Source organism: Enterobacter sp. V89_11 (assembly GCF_029967775.1).
In the GTDB taxonomy this organism is placed as follows: domain Bacteria; phylum Pseudomonadota; class Gammaproteobacteria; order Enterobacterales; family Enterobacteriaceae; genus Enterobacter; species Enterobacter ludwigii.
This window is the reverse complement of the sequence record NZ_JASCAN010000023.1, coordinates 41,769-59,809: the sequence shown is the minus strand read 5'-3', so window position 1 is coordinate 59,809 and position 18,041 is coordinate 41,769. Positions and strand designations below refer to the sequence as shown.

Below are 18,041 nucleotides of genomic sequence, written 5' to 3'. Positions count from 1 at the left end.
TCCCTGCGGTGATAACTTAGTTGCTGGCGGTTTTCATCGGCTGATCGGGCTTTTTGTCATTACCGGCAATGAAGGGACTCCACGGCTGGGCGCGCACCGGCTGTTCCGTCTGCCAGACCACATTAAACTGGCCGTTACCTTCAATTTCGCCAATCATGACCGGCTTATGCAGATGGTGGTTGGTGGCATCCATGGTGAGCGTAAAGCCTGAAGGTGCCTTGAAGGACTGACCGGCCATTGCCGCCCGAACTTTATCGACGTCGGTGGTACCTGCTTTTTCAACCGCCTGCGCCCACATGTGGATCCCGACGTAGGTGGCTTCCATCGGGTCGTTGGTGACCACGGTGTCGGCATTCGGCAATTTGTGTGCCCTGGCATACGCTTTGTAATCCGCCACAAACGCCTGGTTGGTCGGGTTATCAACGGACTCAAAGTAGTTCCACGCCGCCAGGTTGCCCACCAGCGGTTTGGTGTCGATCCCGCGCAGCTCCTCTTCTCCCACGGAGAAGGCCACAACCGGAACATCGGTAGCTTTCAGGCCCTGGTTAGCCAGCTCTTTATAGAATGGAACGTTGGAGTCGCCGTTGATGGTGGAAACCACCGCGGTTTTCCCTCCGGCAGAGAATTTTTTGATACTGGAAACGATTGTCTGGTAATCGCTGTGACCAAACGGGGTGTATACCTCTTCAATGTCTTTGTCTTCCACCCCTTTCGAATGCAGGAAAGCACGCAAGATTTTGTTCGTGGTGCGGGGATAAACGTAATCGGTGCCTAACAGGAAGAAGCGTTTCGCGCTGCCTCCGTCTTCACTCATCAGGTACTCCACCGCCGGGATTGCCTGCTGGTTTGGCGCGGCACCGGTATAGAAGACGTTAGGTGACATCTCTTCGCCTTCATACTGCACCGGGTAGAACAGCAGTCCGTTCAGCTCCTCAAACACCGGCAGCACCGATTTACGCGACACCGACGTCCAGCAACCAAATACCACCGCCACTTTGTCCTGGCTCAGCAGCTGGCGCGCTTTTTCGGCAAACAGCGGCCAGTTCGAGGCCGGGTCAACCACTACCGGTTCCAGCTTCTTACCCAGCACGCCCCCTTTGGCGTTGATCTCATCGATGGTCATCAGCGCAACATCTTTAAGCGGCGTTTCGGAAATCGCCATCGTGCCGGAAAGGGAATGCATGATCCCCACCTTGATGGTATCGGCCGCCTGAGCGCCAAAACTCATCCCCATAGCTACGACAGACGCGGACAATGCGAAGGCTTTTAATAAGGTACGACGGTGCATATTTTCACTCCTGAAAAAGAAAGCTGTGCAAAGGCGTCCGTTACGGCGTGGACGCAGAAAATAAAAACGTCAGCTTAGAGAGAGCAAAAAGGATGCCAGGATGGATAAAGCGCTATGGCAGGAGAGGTAACGAAGGATGTAAAAAGAACGACTCAGAATGGTACAGCGCTGCACTTTTATAATGCAGCGCTGTGGCGGAAGGTTTACCAGACTTCGCTGGCGATCTGCGTCACCAGACGGACTTTGTCCCACTGCTGGGTTTCGCTCAGGCTGTTGCCCTCTTCGGTAGAGGCAAACCCGCACTGCGGGCTCAGGCAAATCTGCTCTTTAGCCACGTATTTCGCCGCCTCTTCCAGACGCGCCTTCACCCCTTCCGGGTTCTCCAGCTCGCCATTTTTGGTGGTAATAAGGCCGAGCACCACCTGCTGCTTGCCCGGGCGAACAAAACGCAGTGGTGCAAAATCACCGCTCCGGTCATTGTCGTACTCAAGGAAAAAGGCATCCACGTTGACCGTCCCGAACAGCACTTCAGCCACCGGCTCATAGCCCCCTTCGGAAATCCAGGTTGAACGGAAGTTTCCGCGACAGACATGCAGCCCGATGGTGAGATCGTCCGGCTTGCCCTCCAGTGCCTTATTCAGAACGCGGGCATATATACGCGCCAGCTCGTCGGCATCGTCACCACGCTCGCGGATCTGACGACGTTGATCGTCCGAACAGAGATAGGCCCAGACGGTGTCATCCAGCTGCAGATAACGGCAGCCCGCGTCGTAAAACGCCCGGATCGCGTCCCGCCAGGTGGTCGCCAGATCGTCAAAATAGTCCTTCAGATCCGGGTAGACCGTCGCATCAATGTCTTTGCGTCCACCGCGGAAATGCAGCACGCTCGGGCTGGGAATGGTCATCTTCGGCTGAGCATTCCCGCTAATGCTTTTCAGGTAGCGGAAATCCTCCAGCATCGGGTGATCGCCAAAGCCCAGCTTGCCGGTCACGCGCACGCCGTGGGCTTTGGTCTGTACACCGTTGAACTGAATACCCTGCTGAGAATCGTAACGCTCAACACCCTGCAGACCGTCGAAGAAATCAAAGTGCCACCAGGCACGACGAAATTCACCGTCGGTCACCACATGCAAGCCACAGGCGCACTGCTGCTCGACAACATGGCGGATCGCCTCATCCTCAACCGCACGAAGCTGCCCGGCATCAATTTCGCCGCTGGCGAATTTCAGGCGAGCCTGTTTGATGGCATCCGGACGTAAAAAGCTGCCAACTACATCGGCGCGGTATGGGGCATGGTGTCGTTGCATGGAAATCTCCTTTATCTGCCGACAATAATTGCCTGCAGTGATAATTCATTATTTGAATCTTTAGACTTCTGGATGTCTAAATGTCCAAAAAAGATGTCATACCTGCCGCCAGCCGGCAAACGAGAAAATTTCACGGGTGTTGAAAAAAATTCATCTTCACAGTGCGGAGAGCGATTCCTGGCTCGCAAACTCAAACTTTTCATCTTCCCAGCCGGTGATCCCACCGAGCATAATTTTCACCGGCAGCCCCAGACGCGCCAGCTTCAGCGCGGCTCTGTCCGCACCGTTGCAGTGAGGCCCGGCGCAATAGACCACAAAAAGCGTGCCGTCAGGCCACTGGGCCATGCGTTCGGCGGTGATCTGACGCCACGGCATATGTAGCGCACCGGGAACGTGACGGCGGGTGAACTGCTGCGGGCTCCCGACGACGTGCAGCAGGACGAAATCCTGCTCGTGATTCGTGATGGCATGATGCACATCGGCGCAATCGGTCTCGACGCTCAGGCGGCGCAGAAAATGGGTAACGGCTTCCTGGGGTTCAGCAGCCGGAAATTCAGTAACATAACTCATGATCCTTCCTCATCTTTGGCGTTTGTGTTAACACTACTCTATCCACAAATTCAGCCCGTGAATGCGCTCGCTTATGCCAGAAAACAGCAAAAAGATGACAAACTTAAGACAGATTTCCCGCCCTCAGGTCATTGTGCTGGCGTATGACGGTTTGTGTACCTTTGAGTTTGGCGTGGCAGTGGAAATCTTTGGTCTGCCGCGTCCGGAGCTGGGAGACGAATGGTATCGTTTTGCCGTCGCGGGTGTAGACAGCGGTGAACTTCGGGCGACCGGCGGGATTCGCCTCATCACCGACGGCGATTTAACCCTGCTTGAGACGGCCGACCTGATCGTTGTGCCCGGCTGGCGAGGACTGGATTCACCGGTTCCGCCCGCGCTCTGCGCGGCATTACGTAAGGCCAATGCGCGGGGATGCCAGCTTTTGTCGATCTGTTCCGGCGTGTTTGTTCTTGCCGCTGCCGGGCTGCTGGATGGGCGTAAAGCCACAACGCACTGGCGCTATATTGAGGCGCTTAAGGCCCGTTACCCGGCCATTGAAGTAGTTGAAGATGTACTTTATCAGGACGACGGCGACATTCTCACCTCGGCGGGCAGCGCGGCAGGCATCGATTTATGCCTGCACGTAGTCCGGCGGGATTATGGGATGGAAATCGCCAACACCGTAGCGCGTCGTCTGGTCATTCCCCCGCACCGGGATGGCTCACAGCCGCAGCAGCTAAGCCGCCCGGTGGCGCAACTGCGCGAAAGTCAGCGTCTCGGTCAGCTGTTTGATTTTCTGCACACCCATCTTGCCGTATCGCACAGCGTTGATTCACTGGCGCGTCGGGTCGGCATGAGTCAACGCACCTTTCTGCGCCGCTTTCAGGATGCGACCGGCACCACGCCCGCGCGCTGGCTGCTCAATGAGCGCCTGCTGAGGGCAAAAGATTATCTGGAAAGCAGTCGCTTAAGTATCGACAGCATCGCGGAGCAGACCGGATTCGGTCAGGCATCGACCCTGCGTCACCATTTTCGGCAGCAGTTTGCCCTTTCACCGGCCCAGTATCGCAAACACTATTCGCGTCCTGCCCGCTAGTGGCCGGATTGCAGACAAAAAAAACCGCCATAATATGGCGGTAAATGCTTGCATGGATAGATTTGTATTTTGGTCTCTACGTCCCGACACTCCATGGCCGGGCAGCGGATCTCTTACAAACTAACATCCATAGTCTCAATGAAAGGTAAACAGCCTGATTAACCCGCTTTGGTATTGATTTGCAAATAACGCATCAGACCCTGCTCCGCGCTCTGTTTTGCATCATCATTGATGGCTTCCAGATAAAACGAACGCGACACACCATACGGTGCTTTTTCAGACGGATAAACTGCGAACTCGAATGTTTTACCTCTTGCCTGATTGGTGCAGCCTAATTGCCAGCGCTGGTCATCAATTTTGGTGCTATTACAGGCCACGCGTCCGTAATCGCTGGTTAAATATGACCCAACACGCGCTTTCGCGGACTGAATATATTCTGGTTCGTCATTACTAATAGAGTAAATACCTGCACCCGCCCCAACAGCAACCACCAGCAGCGCAAGCGCTATCATTTTTTTCATTTAACAAGACCCATTCCTTAGCCAGAGTTTAACCATTATATAGGATTTATCCTTAAAGCTAGTGGCTAATTACGTACCAGAATTGGCGGTTAACAAACTTGATGCTAATTTTAGGAAAAGTCTCATCACGGCTGTCGCCGCACAGAATTTGACACTCTCTTTGCGCTAATTTTAATTTTTGAATAATTTCCCGACGAAATTATTGGCATGATAGTCCCGCGATGGCATTCAACGGTGAAATAATGATGAGAAAAGGGTTAACGCTGATATTGCTGGTGTGTGGATTATTTTCAGGTCAGCTGATGGCAGGACATAAAGGCCATGAATATGTGTGGGTAAAGAATGTGGAACATCAGCTCCGCCATGAAGCGGATAGCGATGAATTACGCAGCGTTGCAGAAGAGTCAGCGGAAGGTTTGCGCGAACACCACCTGTGGCAGAAATCGCGCAAACCAGACACACACTTTCGGTAATTAATTACCCTTACGCTTCGGCAGGGTTTTCATTAAATCGTCCGGGCTCACGGAGGCCACAACGCTACCCGGTGACGGCATTTTGAAAATATGATTTTTCATCTTGCCAATCACATGCATTTCGCACGGACGGCAGTCAAATTTCAGGGTCAGCACTTCGTCGCCATTCACCAGCTGCATCGGTGTGGCCTTCCAGCTTTTAATATTCCCTTTCGCCTGTTTCGGGCAGAGGTTGAAGGCGAAGCGCAGACAGTGCTTGGTGATCATCACCGGCACATCGCCCTTCTCTTCATGCGCTTCATAGGCTGCGTCAATCAGCTGTACGCCGTGACGGTGATAGAATTCACGCGCTTTGTGGTTATAGACGTTCGCCAGGAAGGACAAGTGCGTGTCAGGGTAAACCGGCGCAGGAACGGTTTCGGCCTTGCGGCTGCCGCGTGGATAGTTAGCCAGGCGGGCGGCATCCAGCATTTCTGCCGTCTCGCGGCGGAACTGATTCAGCTGGCTGTTCGGAACAAACAGGGCATCCGGCAGGTTAACGTCGATATGACGCGCGTAGTAAAGGGTCTGCCCCAGCTTCGCCACGCCATCCTTCAGGTTGTTAAGGGCTTTTTCCGCGTTGTTTGCCACCTCGAACAGACCATCAAGCGTATGCGTCACGCTGATACCGTCTTCACAGGTCATGGTCAGGATCAGCTGCTCTTCCCAGCCGCCCAGTTCAATGTCCACCGCGATACGACGTTCGCTCGAGGTTTTCAGCAGCGCCTGCTGCCAGTTGTGGTCAAGGTTACGGTTCAGTGCCGCGTTAGGGCGCGCTTTGTAGAGATCCGCAGGCATCTCGTTTGGCCATACGCGATAGCGATTTTCACCGGTTTTTTCCACCGTATTCGCACGGAAGCCCACCACTTCACGCTTGATCATCACGTTCAGGCCATCGCCGTTGGCCAGCGGCTCGGTCACTTCCACGTCGAGGTGATCTTTTGCCACTTTCAGCACTTCACCCACCGGTAAACCGATAAACTTCGGTGAATCAAACGCACCGATATCCCCTTTACGGGCATTCACAAAGTAGTCAGTGCTGCCGCGGTGGAAAGTTTTGTCCGTTGACGGAATAAAGAAATGCTCGGTACGACCGGCCGACGCACGCGCCAGGTCACCGCGATCTTCAATGATGGCATCCAGCATCTGACGATAGTGAGCGGTGATGTTCTTCACGTAGCTCATGTCTTTATAACGCCCTTCAATCTTGAAGGAGCGCACACCGGCGTCAATCAGCGCACCCAGGTTGGCGGTCTGATCGTTATCTTTCATCGAGAGCAGGTGTTTTTCGAACGCCACAACGCGGCCCTGATCGTCTTTCAGGGTATACGGCAGACGACATGCCTGAGAGCAGTCGCCGCGGTTGGCGCTGCGCCCCGTCTGGGCGTGGGAAATATTGCACTGACCAGAATAGGCGACGCACAGCGCGCCGTGGATAAAGAATTCAATGGTTGCGTCGGTCGCCTGGTGAATATCGCGGATCTGGTTCAGGTTCAGCTCACGCGCCAGCACGATCTGGGAAAAACCCACATCAGAAAGAAACTTCGCCTTCTCTACCGTGCGGATATCGCACTGGGTACTGGCGTGCAGTTCAATGGGAGGAATATCCAGCTCCAGCACGCCCATATCCTGCACAATCAGGGCATCGACGCCGGTCTGGTAGAGATCGGTAATTAAACGTTGCGCAGGCTCCAGCTCATCATCATGCAGAATGGTGTTCAGGGTCACGAACACTTTCGCCCCAAAGCGATGGGCGAACGGCACCAGTTCAGCAATATCGCTCAGGCTGTTGCTGGCGTTATGACGGGCACCAAAGCCAGGCCCACCAATGTAGACGGCATCAGCACCATGAAGGATCGCTTCACGGGCGATGGAGGCGTCGCGGGCCGGGCTTAAGAGTTCGAGATGATGGGATTGCAGGCGCATACTTCGTCGTTATCCGTTATGGTCAAAATGGCGGCTATTGTAGTCAGAAGTATGCGGCAGCGAAACAGTTTTGCGTCGCTTCAGCGGGGATAATGGATCAGGGAGTGAAAATGCACCGGCCGGTCGCTGCTGTTGCGGTAGGCGTGCGGTTTATCCCCGGCAAAACGCACCCCCGAATCGGCAGTAATGGTCTGCCACTCGCCATCGATGTTCATCTCCAGTTCGCCGCTGATCACCACCACGTGTTCAATCACGCCAGCCTCGTGGGGCGTGGATTCGCTCAGGGCGCCGGCAGCGAGGGTTATCGAAAAGTGGTCAAACTTTAGCGTCTCATCCCACGGGAATAACGGTTTCACCACCATCGCCTGCTGTTCCGGGTCGAAAACCGCCTGCCTGTCAGCTGCCGGCGTGATGAAGGCAGAAAAAGGGATGTTCAGCCCCGTGGCGATTTTCCACAACGTGGATACCGTCGGGCTGGATTCATTGCGCTCGATTTGCCCGAGCATGGCCTTTGAAACGCCGGTCTCTTCCGCCAGTCTGGCGAGGCTCCAGCCACGCGCCTGACGCTCAGTTTTCAGTATGTAAGCAAGATGTTGTGTGATGTCCATGTTCCCTCCTGATGCGACCGATCATACCACTTGTACGCTATAACGCACAGTGTTACCTTAGGGCGGACGTTATAACGCACAACGGAGTTTTCATGCGCCCTTTATCCTCACTCTTTCCTGCCGTTCTCGCCGGTTTTGTCGCCGTTCTGGTGGGATATGCCAGTTCCGCCGCCATTATCTGGCAAGCCGCCGCTGCCGCAGGCGCAAACGCGCAGCAGATCGCTGGCTGGATGACGGCCCTGGGGATAGGTATGGGGGTCAGCACGCTGGTGCTTTCCTGGTGGTATAAAGCCCCGGTGCTTACCGCCTGGTCCACCCCCGGCGCGGCGCTATTAGCCACCAGTCTGCATGGGGTAACGCTTGCCGAGACCATCGGGATTTTCATCTTTGCCAACGCGCTCATTCTGCTGTGCGGCGTAACCGGGTTGTTTGCTCGCCTGATGAAGCTTATCCCGCATTCCCTTGCCGCTGCTATGCTCGCCGGGGTGTTGCTCAGGTTTGGACTGCAGGCGTTCAGCAATCTTGAGGGGCATTTTTTACTGTGCGGCAGCATGCTGGCGGCATGGCTGTTCGCCAAAGCGCTGGCCCCTCGCTACGCCATTGTCGCCACGTTGCTGGTGGGCAGTATGGTGGCCTGGGCGGGAGGTGACATTGTCACAAAAGAGTTAACCCTTTCCGTGGTGATGCCCACGTTTATCGCACCGACCTTTACGTTAACCAGTCTGATAAGCATTGGCGTGCCCTTCTTTCTGGTCACCATGGCGTCCCAGAATGCGCCGGGCTTCGCCACGATGCAGGCTTCCGGCTATCCTCTGGCCGTATCACCGCTGATGATCGTCACCGGAGGGCTGGCACTGGTGTTATCCCCGCTCGGCGTCTTTTCCATCTGTATCGCCGCGATCACCGCTGCGATTTGCCAGAGCCCGGATGCGCACCCGGATGCCAGCAAACGCTGGCTTGCCGCCATGGCCGCAGGCGGGTTTTATCTGCTGGCGGGCATTTTTGGCGGATCCATTTCCGGGCTGATGGCCTCCCTTCCCCTGAGCTGGATCCAGATGCTCGCCGGCCTGGCGCTGCTGGGCACCATCAGCGGGAGCTTGTATCAGGCATTGAACAATGAAACGGAGCGCGACGCGGCAATTGTCACCTTTCTGATGACCGCCAGCGGCGTCACGATCCTGGGTATTGGCTCTGCGTTTTGGGGGCTGGTGTTGGGCGGCGTATGTTATACGGTCTTTTCACACCTTCGCCGCGCGTAGCTGCGAGGGCGTTATGCCCATCATGCTGCGAAAGCGGTTACTGAAATGGCTGGCGGAGTTAAACCCGCAGGCCAGCGCGATATCCGTGAGCGGTGTGGTTGTGTGCTGCACCAGCGCTTTGGCTTTCTCCATTCGACGCTGCATCACGTACTGATGCGGTGCCAGCCCCATGGACTGACGGAACATCCTGGCGAAATGATACTCGCTCAGCGCGGCCTGTTCGGCCAGTTCCGCCAGCGTTAGCGGCTGGGAAAGGTTCTCTTCGATAAACGCCAGAACGTTACGCAGCACAAACGGCGACAACCCGCCGGTCACCACCGGCAGTTTCCACTGCACGCTGGAGTAATTCTGTAACAGATGGGTCATCAACAGCGTAGACGCGGTACTCAGGGTGAGCTGGTTAGCTTTTTGCTGCCAGTCGCAGCCGAGCAAAAACTGACGGTAAAGCGCGGTAATTTTCGGGTCGCTGCCGAAAATCTTTTCATCCAGCGTCAGGGACAGCGGACGCTTGTCCCAGATTTTTTCCCCGACATCACGCAGATGCTCATCGGTGCAGTAGAGATGGACAAACGACAGGTCATCGCGAATATCCCACGTCGATTCACTCTCTTTTGGCATCAGACAGAAACGGTCCGGGCCGCCGCCGTTTTTCCAGCCGCCCGGCGTTTTTTGATAGCTCTCATAACCGTCCGCCACGTACAGGCTGAGGGTATGGTGATTACTTTTTACGGTTATCGTGTCGTGCTTGTTGTACCAGGCTGCCAGTTGAATACCGGAATTCAGTGCAACGGTTTCCCGCAGCACGGCGTTCTGCTGGCGTAGCGTTTCAAAGGTATCGTAAGCGCGAGACATAGCTATTAACGGGTGAGTAATCAGACTCTCAGTCTATGAAGTGTTGCGCCACGATGCCAGATCTGCAGCCACAAAAAAGCGCAAGAATATGCAAGTCCACCGCAAATCGGTGAAAGCAATGTCATGCCACTCGCGCCAGACTGCACTTTTCAGTATGTGAGAAGAGAGCAACAATGAACGCATTACTCTATGGACTGGTGGTGGTGATATGGGGAACAACCTGGATTGCCATTTTCCTGCAACAGGGACCAGTCGCAGCCCCGGTGTCAATTTTCTGGCGTTTTGCCGTGGCCTGCGCCACGATCATGATCGTCTTAATTGCCCTGCGCCGGCTTCGTAAGCTGGCCTTGCGGGATCATCTCTTTTGCATGCTGCAAGGATGCTGCGTTTTTTGCTTCAACTTCTGGTGTTTTTATACCGCCGCCGCGCACATTAATACCGGGCTGGAGTCGGTGATTTTCTCGATGGCCGTACTGTATAACGCCATCAACAGCTTTATTTTCTTCGGTCAGCGCCCACCCGCACGCTTCTGGACGGCGGCGGCCCTGGGGCTTATCGGGATCATCACCCTCTTCTGGGACGACCTGCTGGCGAGTGGCTGGAGTGCCTCCCTGCTGACGGGGATTGGTCTTTCAGCACTGGGGACCTACGGGTTCTCGCTGGGCAATATGATCAGTATGCGCCACCAGCGAAAAGGGCTGGAGACCATGACCACCAACGCCTGGGCGATGTTTTACGGTACGGTCATTATGGGCTGCATTGCCCTGTTCCGGGGTGACAGTTTTATCCCCGAGTGGACGGTGAGTTACATTGGCGCGCTGCTTTATCTCGCCATTTTTGGTTCGGTTATCGCTTTTGGCGCCTACTTCACGCTGGTGGGACGCATTGGCCCGGGCAAAGCGGCATACAGTACGCTGCTCTTCCCGCTGGTGGCGCTGTCCATCTCCACGGTCTATGAAGGTTACGTGTGGCATCTCAACGGCATCATTGGATTACTGCTGATTCTGGGCGGGAATATGGTGATGTTTACGAAACCGGAAACCTGGTTCAGACGTTTGCGTATGGCATAAAAAAAAGGCCTGCATTGCTGCAGGCCGTTTTGATTATTTCGCGGTTTTCTTAACATCAAACATGGTGGCATCCGTCGCCATGTCATCCACAACCTGTTTTAACGTTGCGAAGCCCATTGGCGTGTTTTCGTTCGCCAGCTCTTTACCTTCGCCTTTACGCACGACCTTCATGACCGGCTTATTCGTCGCCGAATCAATCAGCTCGCCTTCGAAGAAGAGATGGGTATCCATGGTGCGGTGCCCCGTTGCCATCTGCGTACCTGCAACCACTAACGCGACGGGCACTACTTCATAGAACTGCAGACCTTCTTTCTGTGAACTCACACCGGTAATCGCACCGCGGAAAATCAGGCTGTGTTTACCTGGTGTCGTAACAACAGGTTTACGCTGGCTGATTGCCGCTTTCATTTTGGTGTTGGTATAAGCCAGAAGCTCATCAAGCGTTTTTTGACCAATTTGGGTCGTTGGTTTTGGCGCTGGATAATAGGTGATTGGCGTCCATAAAATACTGTCGTAATTTGCCTCGTTATACGACGGGTCGACCCAACGCAGCGTCGGTTTACCCGTTGCGGACGTTGTTTGCTGCAATCCAGAATAATCTTTTAAAAAGCCTGAATATTGTTCGGGGGCGGCGACTTTAGACGAACAGCCCGCTAACGCCAACAGACCAGAAAGCACTGCAACTTTAAAAAAAGTGTGAGTACGCATGATGGTATTCCATGTTATCTGCAAGTATGCATTTGAAGTTATAGCAAAAGTCTGGCGGGTTTGTTGTGACAAAAAATGATGTAAGCAGCACAAATTGCGAAAAGATTGCCCGACTGCACGCCGGGCAGAGAAAAACTACTGATTAATATCAACCTGCCAGAACAAATGCTTGCCAAACGGATCGATTTCATAGCCCGTGACTTCCTTGCGCACCGGTTCAAAAATCGTCGAATGGGCAATCATTACTGCCGGTATCTGGTCATGCATCATCTGCTGGGCCTCTTTATACAGCGCCACGCGTTTATCATGATCGGTTATCGATTTCGCTTCAGCGATAATTTTATCAAATGGTTTGTAGCACCATTTGGCGGAATTAGATCCACCATTAGCCGAAGTACAGGTAAATAACGGACCAAAGAAGTTGTCCGGGTCGCCGGTTGCGGTGGTCCAGCCCATCAGCGCGGCCTGGTGTTCACCGCCCTTCACCCGCTTAAGATACTCACCCCATTCATAGGTGACGATTTTGGTCTGGACGCCAACCTTCGCCCAGTCGGCCTGAATCATCTCCGCCATCCGTTTTGCGTTCGGATTGTAGGGACGCTGAACCGGCATCGCCCATAAATCGATGCTGATGCCGTTTGCAAAACCAGCCTCCTTCAACAACGCTTTCGCTTTTTCAGGATCGTAGTCGTAATCCTTCAGTTCGCTGTCGGCGCTCCAGACGCCGGGTGGCAGCAGGTTTTTCGCCGCCGTGCCGGTGCCGTGGAATACCGCGTCAATAATGGCCGGCTTATTGATGGCCATTGCCAGCGCCTGGCGGACCTTCACGTTATCCAGCGGAGGTTTTTGCGTATTGAAGGCCAGAAAACCGGTATTCAGCCCGGCTTTACTCATCAGATTAATGTCTTTATTAGCCTTCATGCGCGGCAGGTCCGCCGGGTTTGGAAACGGCATCACCTGACATTCGTTCTTCTCGATTTTGGCAAAACGCACCGAGGCATCGGGCGTGATGCTAAACACCAGCCGATCCAGCTTCGATTTGCCCTGCCAGTACTCCGGAAACGCAGTGAACAGGATGCGCGAATCTTTCTGGTACTGCGCCAGCTTAAACGGCCCGGTGCCAATCGGGTCCATATCCACCTTCTCCGGCGTGCCGGCTTTCAGCATCGCGTCGGCATACTCCGCCGACAGGATCGAGGCGAAATACCACGCCAGATCGGCGACAAACGGCGCTTCCGGATGGGCGAGCGTAAAGCGCACGGTGTGCTCATCGACTTTATCAATGGCCGTGATCAGGCTACCGAACTCAAGGCTCTCGAAGTTGGAATAGCTGCCGTTAGAGACGTTGTGATAGGGATGGTTTACATCCTTCTGGCGCATAAATGAGAAAATCACGTCGTCGGCGTTAAAGTCGCGCGTCGGCCTGAACGATTTATTACTCTGGAATTTCACCCCTTTACGCAGATGGAAGGTATAAACCTTGCCGTCCTCGCTCACCTCCCAGCGTTCCGCCAGGCTCGGGACCAGTTCCGTTGTACCCGCCCTGAAATCGACCAGCCGGTTATAGACCGGCACGGCACTGGCATCCACGCTGGTTCCCGACGTGTATAACTGAGGATTAAAATTTTCCGGCGATCCTTCAGAGCAATACACCAGCGTTTTTGCCGCGACGGTGGAACTGACCGTGAGCGCAGCAAGTGCCAGCGTTAACATTGTGAGTTTGCTTTTCATCATTTATTCCTGTCTTTTTAATTCGACGGCTAATTAATTCTTTTGCCATTTCATAAATATCATTAAAGTGATGTAGCAAACACCTGAAAAATAAATACAGAAGGAATCACTATGGGCTCGGCACTATCCAGACAATTAACGCACCGCTTCTTCCGCTATCTCGCCATCACCAGCCAGAGCGATCCCAGAGTGAACACCCTTCCCTCTACGCCGGGCCAGCACGACATGGCGCGTGAGCTGGCTCAGGAGCTGGCGCAGCTGGGTTTAGACGATATTGTGATTGATGAATACGCGACGGTTACTGCGGTTAAAAAAGGTAATGTAGCCGGGGCGCCACGCATCGGTTTTATTACCCATATTGATACCGTCGATGTCGGTTTATCACCGGATATTCATCCACAAATATTAAAATTTGCGGGTGAAGACCTCTGTTTGAATAAAGAGAAATCAATCTGGTTACGCGTAAAAGAGCATCCAGAAATTCTGGCTTACCCGGGTGAAGAGATTATTTTCAGCGACGGGACCAGCGTATTAGGCGCAGATAATAAAGCCGCCGTCACCGTGGTCATGACGCTGCTGGAAAACCTGACGCCAGAACATCAGCATGGCGACATTGTGGTCGCGTTTGTGCCGGATGAGGAGATCGGCCTGTGTGGCGCGAAGGCGCTGGATCTAAACCGTTTTGACGTTGATTTTGCCTGGACCATCGACTGCTGTGAGCTGGGTGAGATTGTTTACGAGAACTTCAACGCCGCGGCGGCAGAAATTCGCTTTACCGGCGTAACGGCTCACCCCATGTCCGCCAAAGGCGTGCTGGTTAACCCACTGCTGATGGCGACAGACTTCATCAGCCATTTTGACCGCCAGCAAACCCCGGAATGCACCGAGGGGCGTGAAGGCTATATCTGGTTTAACGGCATTCAGGCGGGGCAAAACGAAGCCGTCTTAAAAGCGAATATCCGTGATTTTGATAAAGCACAGTTTGCCGCCCGCAAGCAGCAGATTACCGATGTCGCGGCGTTGATTGCCGGTCAGCATCCTACGGCAAAGGTGGAGTATCGCATTGAAGATACCTACAGCAATATCAGCAATGCGATTGGTGAGGATCGTCGCGCTATCGACCTGATGTTTGAGGCCATGGAATCCCTTGGGATCACGCCCAAACCGACGCCAATGCGCGGCGGTACTGACGGCGCAGCGCTCTCGGCAAAAGGCCTGCTCACGCCAAACTTCTTCACCGGCGCGCATAACTTCCACTCGAAGTTTGAGTTTCTGCCGCTGTCGTCGTTCGAGGCCTCATACAACACGGCCCTGCAGCTCTGCCTGCTGGCCGCCCGTTAAGCGGGCTTGCGCGCCAGCAGCGTGGCAAAACGCAGTTTGATGCGGTTACCGTTCTCGTCGGTGCGGTGCAGTTCGCCCACCTCTTCGTTGTACTTGAGCAACGCCCAGCCCTCGTAGTAGTTGCTCAGTTCACCGCTTTTGAACGCAAACGGGAAGCCGACGGTGCACGGGTAATCCGCCGTGTCCATCGCGGCAACAATCAGGTTATAACCGCCGGGTCTGGTGCAGCGCTGCATATTGCCGATCAGGCCCGGAATGGTTTTCGCTTCCAGGAACATCAGCACCACGGTAGAGAGAGTAAAATCGTATTCGCCCTCAAAGCTCAGGTTGTTCAGATCTTTGATTGCCGTCTGCAGGTTTACGATGCCTTCTTCCGCTTTGATGCGCTCAATATTATCGATACTCAGTGGATTTTTATCCCACGCGGTCACGTCGTAACCGTTGGCTGCCAGATAGAGGCTGTTACGCCCGTTACCACAGCCCAGATCCAGCGTTTTACCCGGTTTCACAATGCCCGCGCTGTACAGCACTTCTGAGTGCGTACGGGTTAAGCCATATTTCTCTGTGAAGTAATTTTCATCAACAGCCATTATTTTTCCTCAGATTGCATAAGCAGCGCTTTATCAGTGCGCACCAGAAGTTTGCCCTGTATCAGCAAGATAAACGTTCGTACCAGCAGCATCCCGATGATGACATTGGTAAAGATAAACAGTGGGACGGCAATGGCGTGGAAAAAGCCCGACGGACTGCTCTGCCCAAGATGAAGCCCCGTGGTGGCCAGGGCCGACACGCCAAACGAGAAGCTCCAGAACGAGGCGTTAAACGGCTGGGACAAATACCATGGCATCAGCCGTAACATAAACAGCAGTTGCAACAGGCCGTAGCCGAACAGCATTTTGGCAAATGTATCCGCCTCACCGCCATTGACGCTAAACCAGGCGCTGCAGGCCACCAGCGCGGGGGCCAGCTGAATACCCAGCGAGGTTCGCAGCGCGGAAGGTAACTCCCCGGCGCTACGAAGTCGTTGCAAAATCACCGGCTCAAGGCTGAGCCAGGAAAAAACGCCCGCCCCGAGAAACACCAGCCCGGCATCGTTAAACCCCAGCGTGCCGCACGCCATGGCGCTGATAAAGTTGTTTGCTACCGTGGGCAGATATAACCCCGGCGTGGTGGCCTCTTGCGGATGGTTACCGCGCCATAATCCGGCGCTTTGCCAGGCAGCATAAGCCAGCTGTATCACCACCCCGACGCCAAATAACACCAGTGACACCGGGCGCAGCCAGGGCACAAAACCGATGGCGACCAGCATCGTTGTGGCGGGAAAAAGGCTGACAAAACTGCTCATCACCGGGTGGCGCATCTCGGCCAGCACACTTTGTGGGAAACGGATCGCCCGGGCAATAAACGCCACCGTCAGCAAAAACCAAATCACAATCGCAAGGGCCACCAGGCTCTCACCCGGCCAGCGCGTCACGGGCCAGAGCGTGCTGGCGTATCGCCAGGCGAACCCCATCCCAATGATGCCAAGCACCATACCGAAGTAACCCGCGGGCAGGTTAAGCACTTGTTGAGCGTTGTTATTTTTATTCATTAATTTGAATTTTTAAAATGTATTTTAAATGCCATTTTAAGGGGTTTCCGCGGCGGATGCCAGCACTACGAAACGCCGAAAGTTTGCTACGTTTAGTGGAGACGCTTACCCGAGACTCCATGATGAAAAAGTACAGGCTCAGCGAGGACACCCGCCTCTGGCAATGGAAAAACGGCGAGACAACGCACACGACGTCGTTACGACAGATTATTGCCACGGCGAATTTTAACGACATCGTGAGCGGCACGAAAGGCGGCTGGGTTGAAGATGAGAGCGCCCTCGCGCACGAAGGCGACTGCTGGATCTACGATGAAAACAGCGTCGTCTTTGCCGGTGCGACGGTGTCCGGCAATGCGCGCCTTACCCTGCCTTGCATCGTCAGTCATGACGCGCAGATTGGCGACAACTGCTGGCTGGACGGCGCGGAGGTCAGTCACGGCGCGCGCATAAGTGACAATGTCACGATACAACAATCCTGCGTGCGCGGCGAATGCCATATTTTCGGCGAGGCGCGGGTGCTTCATAACAGCGTGGTAATTGCTGCCAAAGGGCTTACGCCGGACCATGAGCAGATCCTGAAAATTTATGACAAGGCGACGGTGAGCCAGTCCCGCATTGTGCATCAGGCGCAAATCTACGGCGAGGCAATGGTTAATTATGCCTTCGTTGAACACCGGGCGGAAGTTTTCGACAGCGCCATCCTCGAAGGCAACGATCTCAATAACGTCTGGGTATGTGACTGCGCAAAAGTGTACGGTAACGCCCGCGTCATTGCCGGTTTTGACGACGATGCCATCCCTACCGTCCGCTACAGCTCTCAGGTGGCTGAAAACGCGGTGGTGGAAGGAAATTGTGTCATTAAACACCACGTCCTGATTGGCGGTCAGGCCTGGCTGCGCGGCGGCCCTATCCTGCTGGACGATAAGGTCGTGATCCAGGGACGGGCGCGTATCAGCGGCGATGTGCTTATTGAGCATCGGGTTGAAATCACCGACGATGCGGTGATTGAGGCTTTTGCCGGTGAGAACATCCACCTGCGCGGCGAAAAGGTGATTAACGGCGACCAGCGCATCACCCGTACGCCTCTGTTAGGGGCGTTATAGCGGGTAAATTTTGCCGTAGAGATTCACATCGTCAAAACGGCCATTCAGGAACTCTGCTTCCCGCAGGCACCCCTCCAGCGTAAAACCGTTGCGCAGGGCAACGTTGTTGCTGTGTTTATTCGCCACCCGACACTTAATGACAAAACGGCGGATCTCGCCTCGCTCGACGTAATAGCGCATAAACGCCTGCAGCGCCTGCGACAGAATGCCCTGTCCCTGATGCGCCTCATCCAGCCAGTAACCGATGTATCCGGCTTTGTTGGCGGGTTCAATCGCATTAAACGACAGCACGCCGACCAGGTCCTCATCCTTGAAAATCAGAAACATTTTGGCGTAGCCGCGCTGGTGCAGCATCTGATTACTCAGCACATTACGACGGGTGTCATCTTCGGTGCCCACATGCTGCGCCCAGTCAAAGGCGGTTTGCAGCCAGGCTTTGTTTCTGATGACCATGTTGTGCAGATCGGCGGTATAGCGCTCTTCGACGGCGCGAAGCTCGAGATGGTCAGTCACCGGGATAATTTCAGATTCAGTGGCGGTCATGGTCCCTTCCCGTCACCCTCTCCCCGCCGGGGAGAG

General features: G+C 54.5%; 18 protein-coding genes. 6 read left to right on the top strand and 12 right to left on the bottom strand.

What is annotated here, in order from left to right; genetic code table 11:
* Positions 1 to 16: 16 nt before the first annotated feature.
* From urtA to QLG09_RS16415, 3 genes are all read right to left on the bottom strand, one after another.
* A complete protein-coding gene (gene urtA, locus QLG09_RS16425) occupies positions 17 to 1,288 on the bottom strand; it encodes an urea ABC transporter substrate-binding protein (RefSeq protein ID WP_020884166.1) in 1,272 nt (423 codons plus the stop codon).
* 203 nt (positions 1,289 to 1,491) lie between these two features.
* On the bottom strand, positions 1,492 to 2,595 hold the full coding sequence (locus QLG09_RS16420) for a cobalamin-independent methionine synthase II family protein (protein WP_047356507.1): 1,104 nt from the start codon (positions 2,593 to 2,595) through the stop codon (positions 1,492 to 1,494).
* Between the two features lie 156 nt (positions 2,596 to 2,751).
* Positions 2,752 to 3,165 (bottom strand): rhodanese-like domain-containing protein, encoded by a 414-nt coding sequence (locus tag QLG09_RS16415; protein ID WP_020884168.1) that lies wholly within the window; start codon positions 3,163 to 3,165, stop codon positions 2,752 to 2,754.
* 73 nt (positions 3,166 to 3,238) lie between these two features.
* Here QLG09_RS16415 and ftrA point away from each other — a divergent pair, with 73 nt between their 5' ends.
* On the top strand, positions 3,239 to 4,240 hold the full coding sequence (gene ftrA / locus QLG09_RS16410; protein ID WP_032670382.1) for a transcriptional regulator FtrA: 1,002 nt from the start codon (positions 3,239 to 3,241) through the stop codon (positions 4,238 to 4,240).
* Between the two features lie 158 nt (positions 4,241 to 4,398).
* Here the strand turns inward: ftrA and QLG09_RS16405 are convergent, their stop codons facing one another.
* Positions 4,399 to 4,761, bottom strand: coding sequence for a hypothetical protein (locus QLG09_RS16405; RefSeq protein ID WP_020884170.1), 363 nt, complete (start codon positions 4,759 to 4,761; stop codon positions 4,399 to 4,401).
* Between the two features lie 242 nt (positions 4,762 to 5,003).
* Here QLG09_RS16405 and QLG09_RS16400 point away from each other — a divergent pair, with 242 nt between their 5' ends.
* A complete protein-coding gene (locus QLG09_RS16400; RefSeq protein ID WP_025204219.1) occupies positions 5,004 to 5,234 on the top strand; it encodes a DUF2554 family protein in 231 nt (76 codons plus the stop codon).
* Here QLG09_RS16400 and QLG09_RS16395 read toward each other — a convergent pair whose 3' ends face one another.
* Positions 5,235 to 7,199, bottom strand: coding sequence for a U32 family peptidase (locus QLG09_RS16395; protein ID WP_040017455.1), 1,965 nt, complete (start codon positions 7,197 to 7,199; stop codon positions 5,235 to 5,237). It abuts the gene before it with no gap.
* An 80-nt stretch (positions 7,200 to 7,279) separates the two neighbouring features.
* On the bottom strand, positions 7,280 to 7,807 hold the full coding sequence (locus QLG09_RS16390) for an XRE family transcriptional regulator (protein WP_185791222.1): 528 nt from the start codon (positions 7,805 to 7,807) through the stop codon (positions 7,280 to 7,282).
* A 92-nt stretch (positions 7,808 to 7,899) separates the two neighbouring features.
* On the opposite strand from QLG09_RS16390, the gene QLG09_RS16385 reads away from it, so the two are divergent.
* Positions 7,900 to 9,066: a benzoate/H(+) symporter BenE family transporter gene (locus QLG09_RS16385; protein WP_185791223.1), complete on the top strand. Its 1,167-nt coding sequence runs from the start codon at positions 7,900 to 7,902 to the stop codon at positions 9,064 to 9,066.
* Here the strand turns inward: QLG09_RS16385 and QLG09_RS16380 are convergent.
* The gene (locus tag QLG09_RS16380) at positions 9,046 to 9,918 is read right to left on the bottom strand and encodes an AraC family transcriptional regulator (RefSeq protein ID WP_025204220.1); all 873 of its coding nucleotides are present in this window, start codon (positions 9,916 to 9,918) and stop codon (positions 9,046 to 9,048) included. The two genes, QLG09_RS16385 and QLG09_RS16380, sit on opposite strands and share 21 nt — an antisense overlap.
* A 173-nt stretch (positions 9,919 to 10,091) precedes the next feature.
* Between QLG09_RS16380 and QLG09_RS16375 the strand changes: the two genes are divergently transcribed.
* Positions 10,092 to 10,988, top strand: coding sequence for an EamA family transporter (locus QLG09_RS16375; protein ID WP_014170023.1), 897 nt, complete (start codon positions 10,092 to 10,094; stop codon positions 10,986 to 10,988).
* 33 nt (positions 10,989 to 11,021) lie between these two features.
* Here the strand turns inward: QLG09_RS16375 and QLG09_RS16370 are convergent, their stop codons facing one another.
* Both QLG09_RS16370 and QLG09_RS16365 read right to left on the bottom strand, forming a co-directional pair.
* Positions 11,022 to 11,696, bottom strand: a complete 675-nt coding sequence (locus QLG09_RS16370) for a DUF3313 domain-containing protein (RefSeq protein ID WP_020884175.1) — start codon at positions 11,694 to 11,696, stop codon at positions 11,022 to 11,024.
* Positions 11,697 to 11,831: 135 nt separating this feature from the next.
* Positions 11,832 to 13,427, bottom strand: coding sequence for an ABC transporter substrate-binding protein (locus QLG09_RS16365; protein WP_025204222.1), 1,596 nt, complete (start codon positions 13,425 to 13,427; stop codon positions 11,832 to 11,834).
* Positions 13,428 to 13,538: 111 nt separating this feature from the next.
* On the opposite strand from QLG09_RS16365, the gene pepT reads away from it, so the two are divergent.
* A complete protein-coding gene (pepT, locus tag QLG09_RS16360; RefSeq protein ID WP_282489086.1) occupies positions 13,539 to 14,768 on the top strand; it encodes a peptidase T in 1,230 nt (409 codons plus the stop codon).
* Here the strand turns inward: pepT and tehB are convergent.
* Together tehB and tehA are read right to left on the bottom strand one after the other, a co-directional pair.
* Positions 14,765 to 15,358: a tellurite resistance methyltransferase TehB gene (gene tehB, locus QLG09_RS16355; protein ID WP_282489085.1), complete on the bottom strand. Its 594-nt coding sequence runs from the start codon at positions 15,356 to 15,358 to the stop codon at positions 14,765 to 14,767. The genes pepT and tehB overlap by 4 nt on opposite strands.
* Positions 15,358 to 16,359, bottom strand: coding sequence for a dicarboxylate transporter/tellurite-resistance protein TehA (tehA, locus tag QLG09_RS16350; RefSeq protein WP_282489084.1), 1,002 nt, complete (start codon positions 16,357 to 16,359; stop codon positions 15,358 to 15,360). Before tehA ends, tehB begins: the two co-directional genes overlap by 1 nt.
* A gap of 122 nt (positions 16,360 to 16,481) precedes the next feature.
* On the opposite strand from tehA, the gene ydcK reads away from it, so the two are divergent.
* Positions 16,482 to 17,462 carry a YdcK family protein gene (gene ydcK / locus QLG09_RS16345; RefSeq protein WP_025204226.1) on the top strand — a complete coding sequence of 327 codons (981 nt, stop codon included), beginning with the start codon at positions 16,482 to 16,484 and terminating at the stop codon, positions 17,460 to 17,462.
* Here the strand turns inward: ydcK and rimL are convergent.
* Positions 17,457 to 18,005, bottom strand: coding sequence for a 50S ribosomal protein L7/L12-serine acetyltransferase (rimL, locus tag QLG09_RS16340; protein ID WP_025204227.1), 549 nt, complete (start codon positions 18,003 to 18,005; stop codon positions 17,457 to 17,459). The two genes, ydcK and rimL, sit on opposite strands and share 6 nt — an antisense overlap.
* Positions 18,006 to 18,041 lie beyond the last annotated feature (36 nt).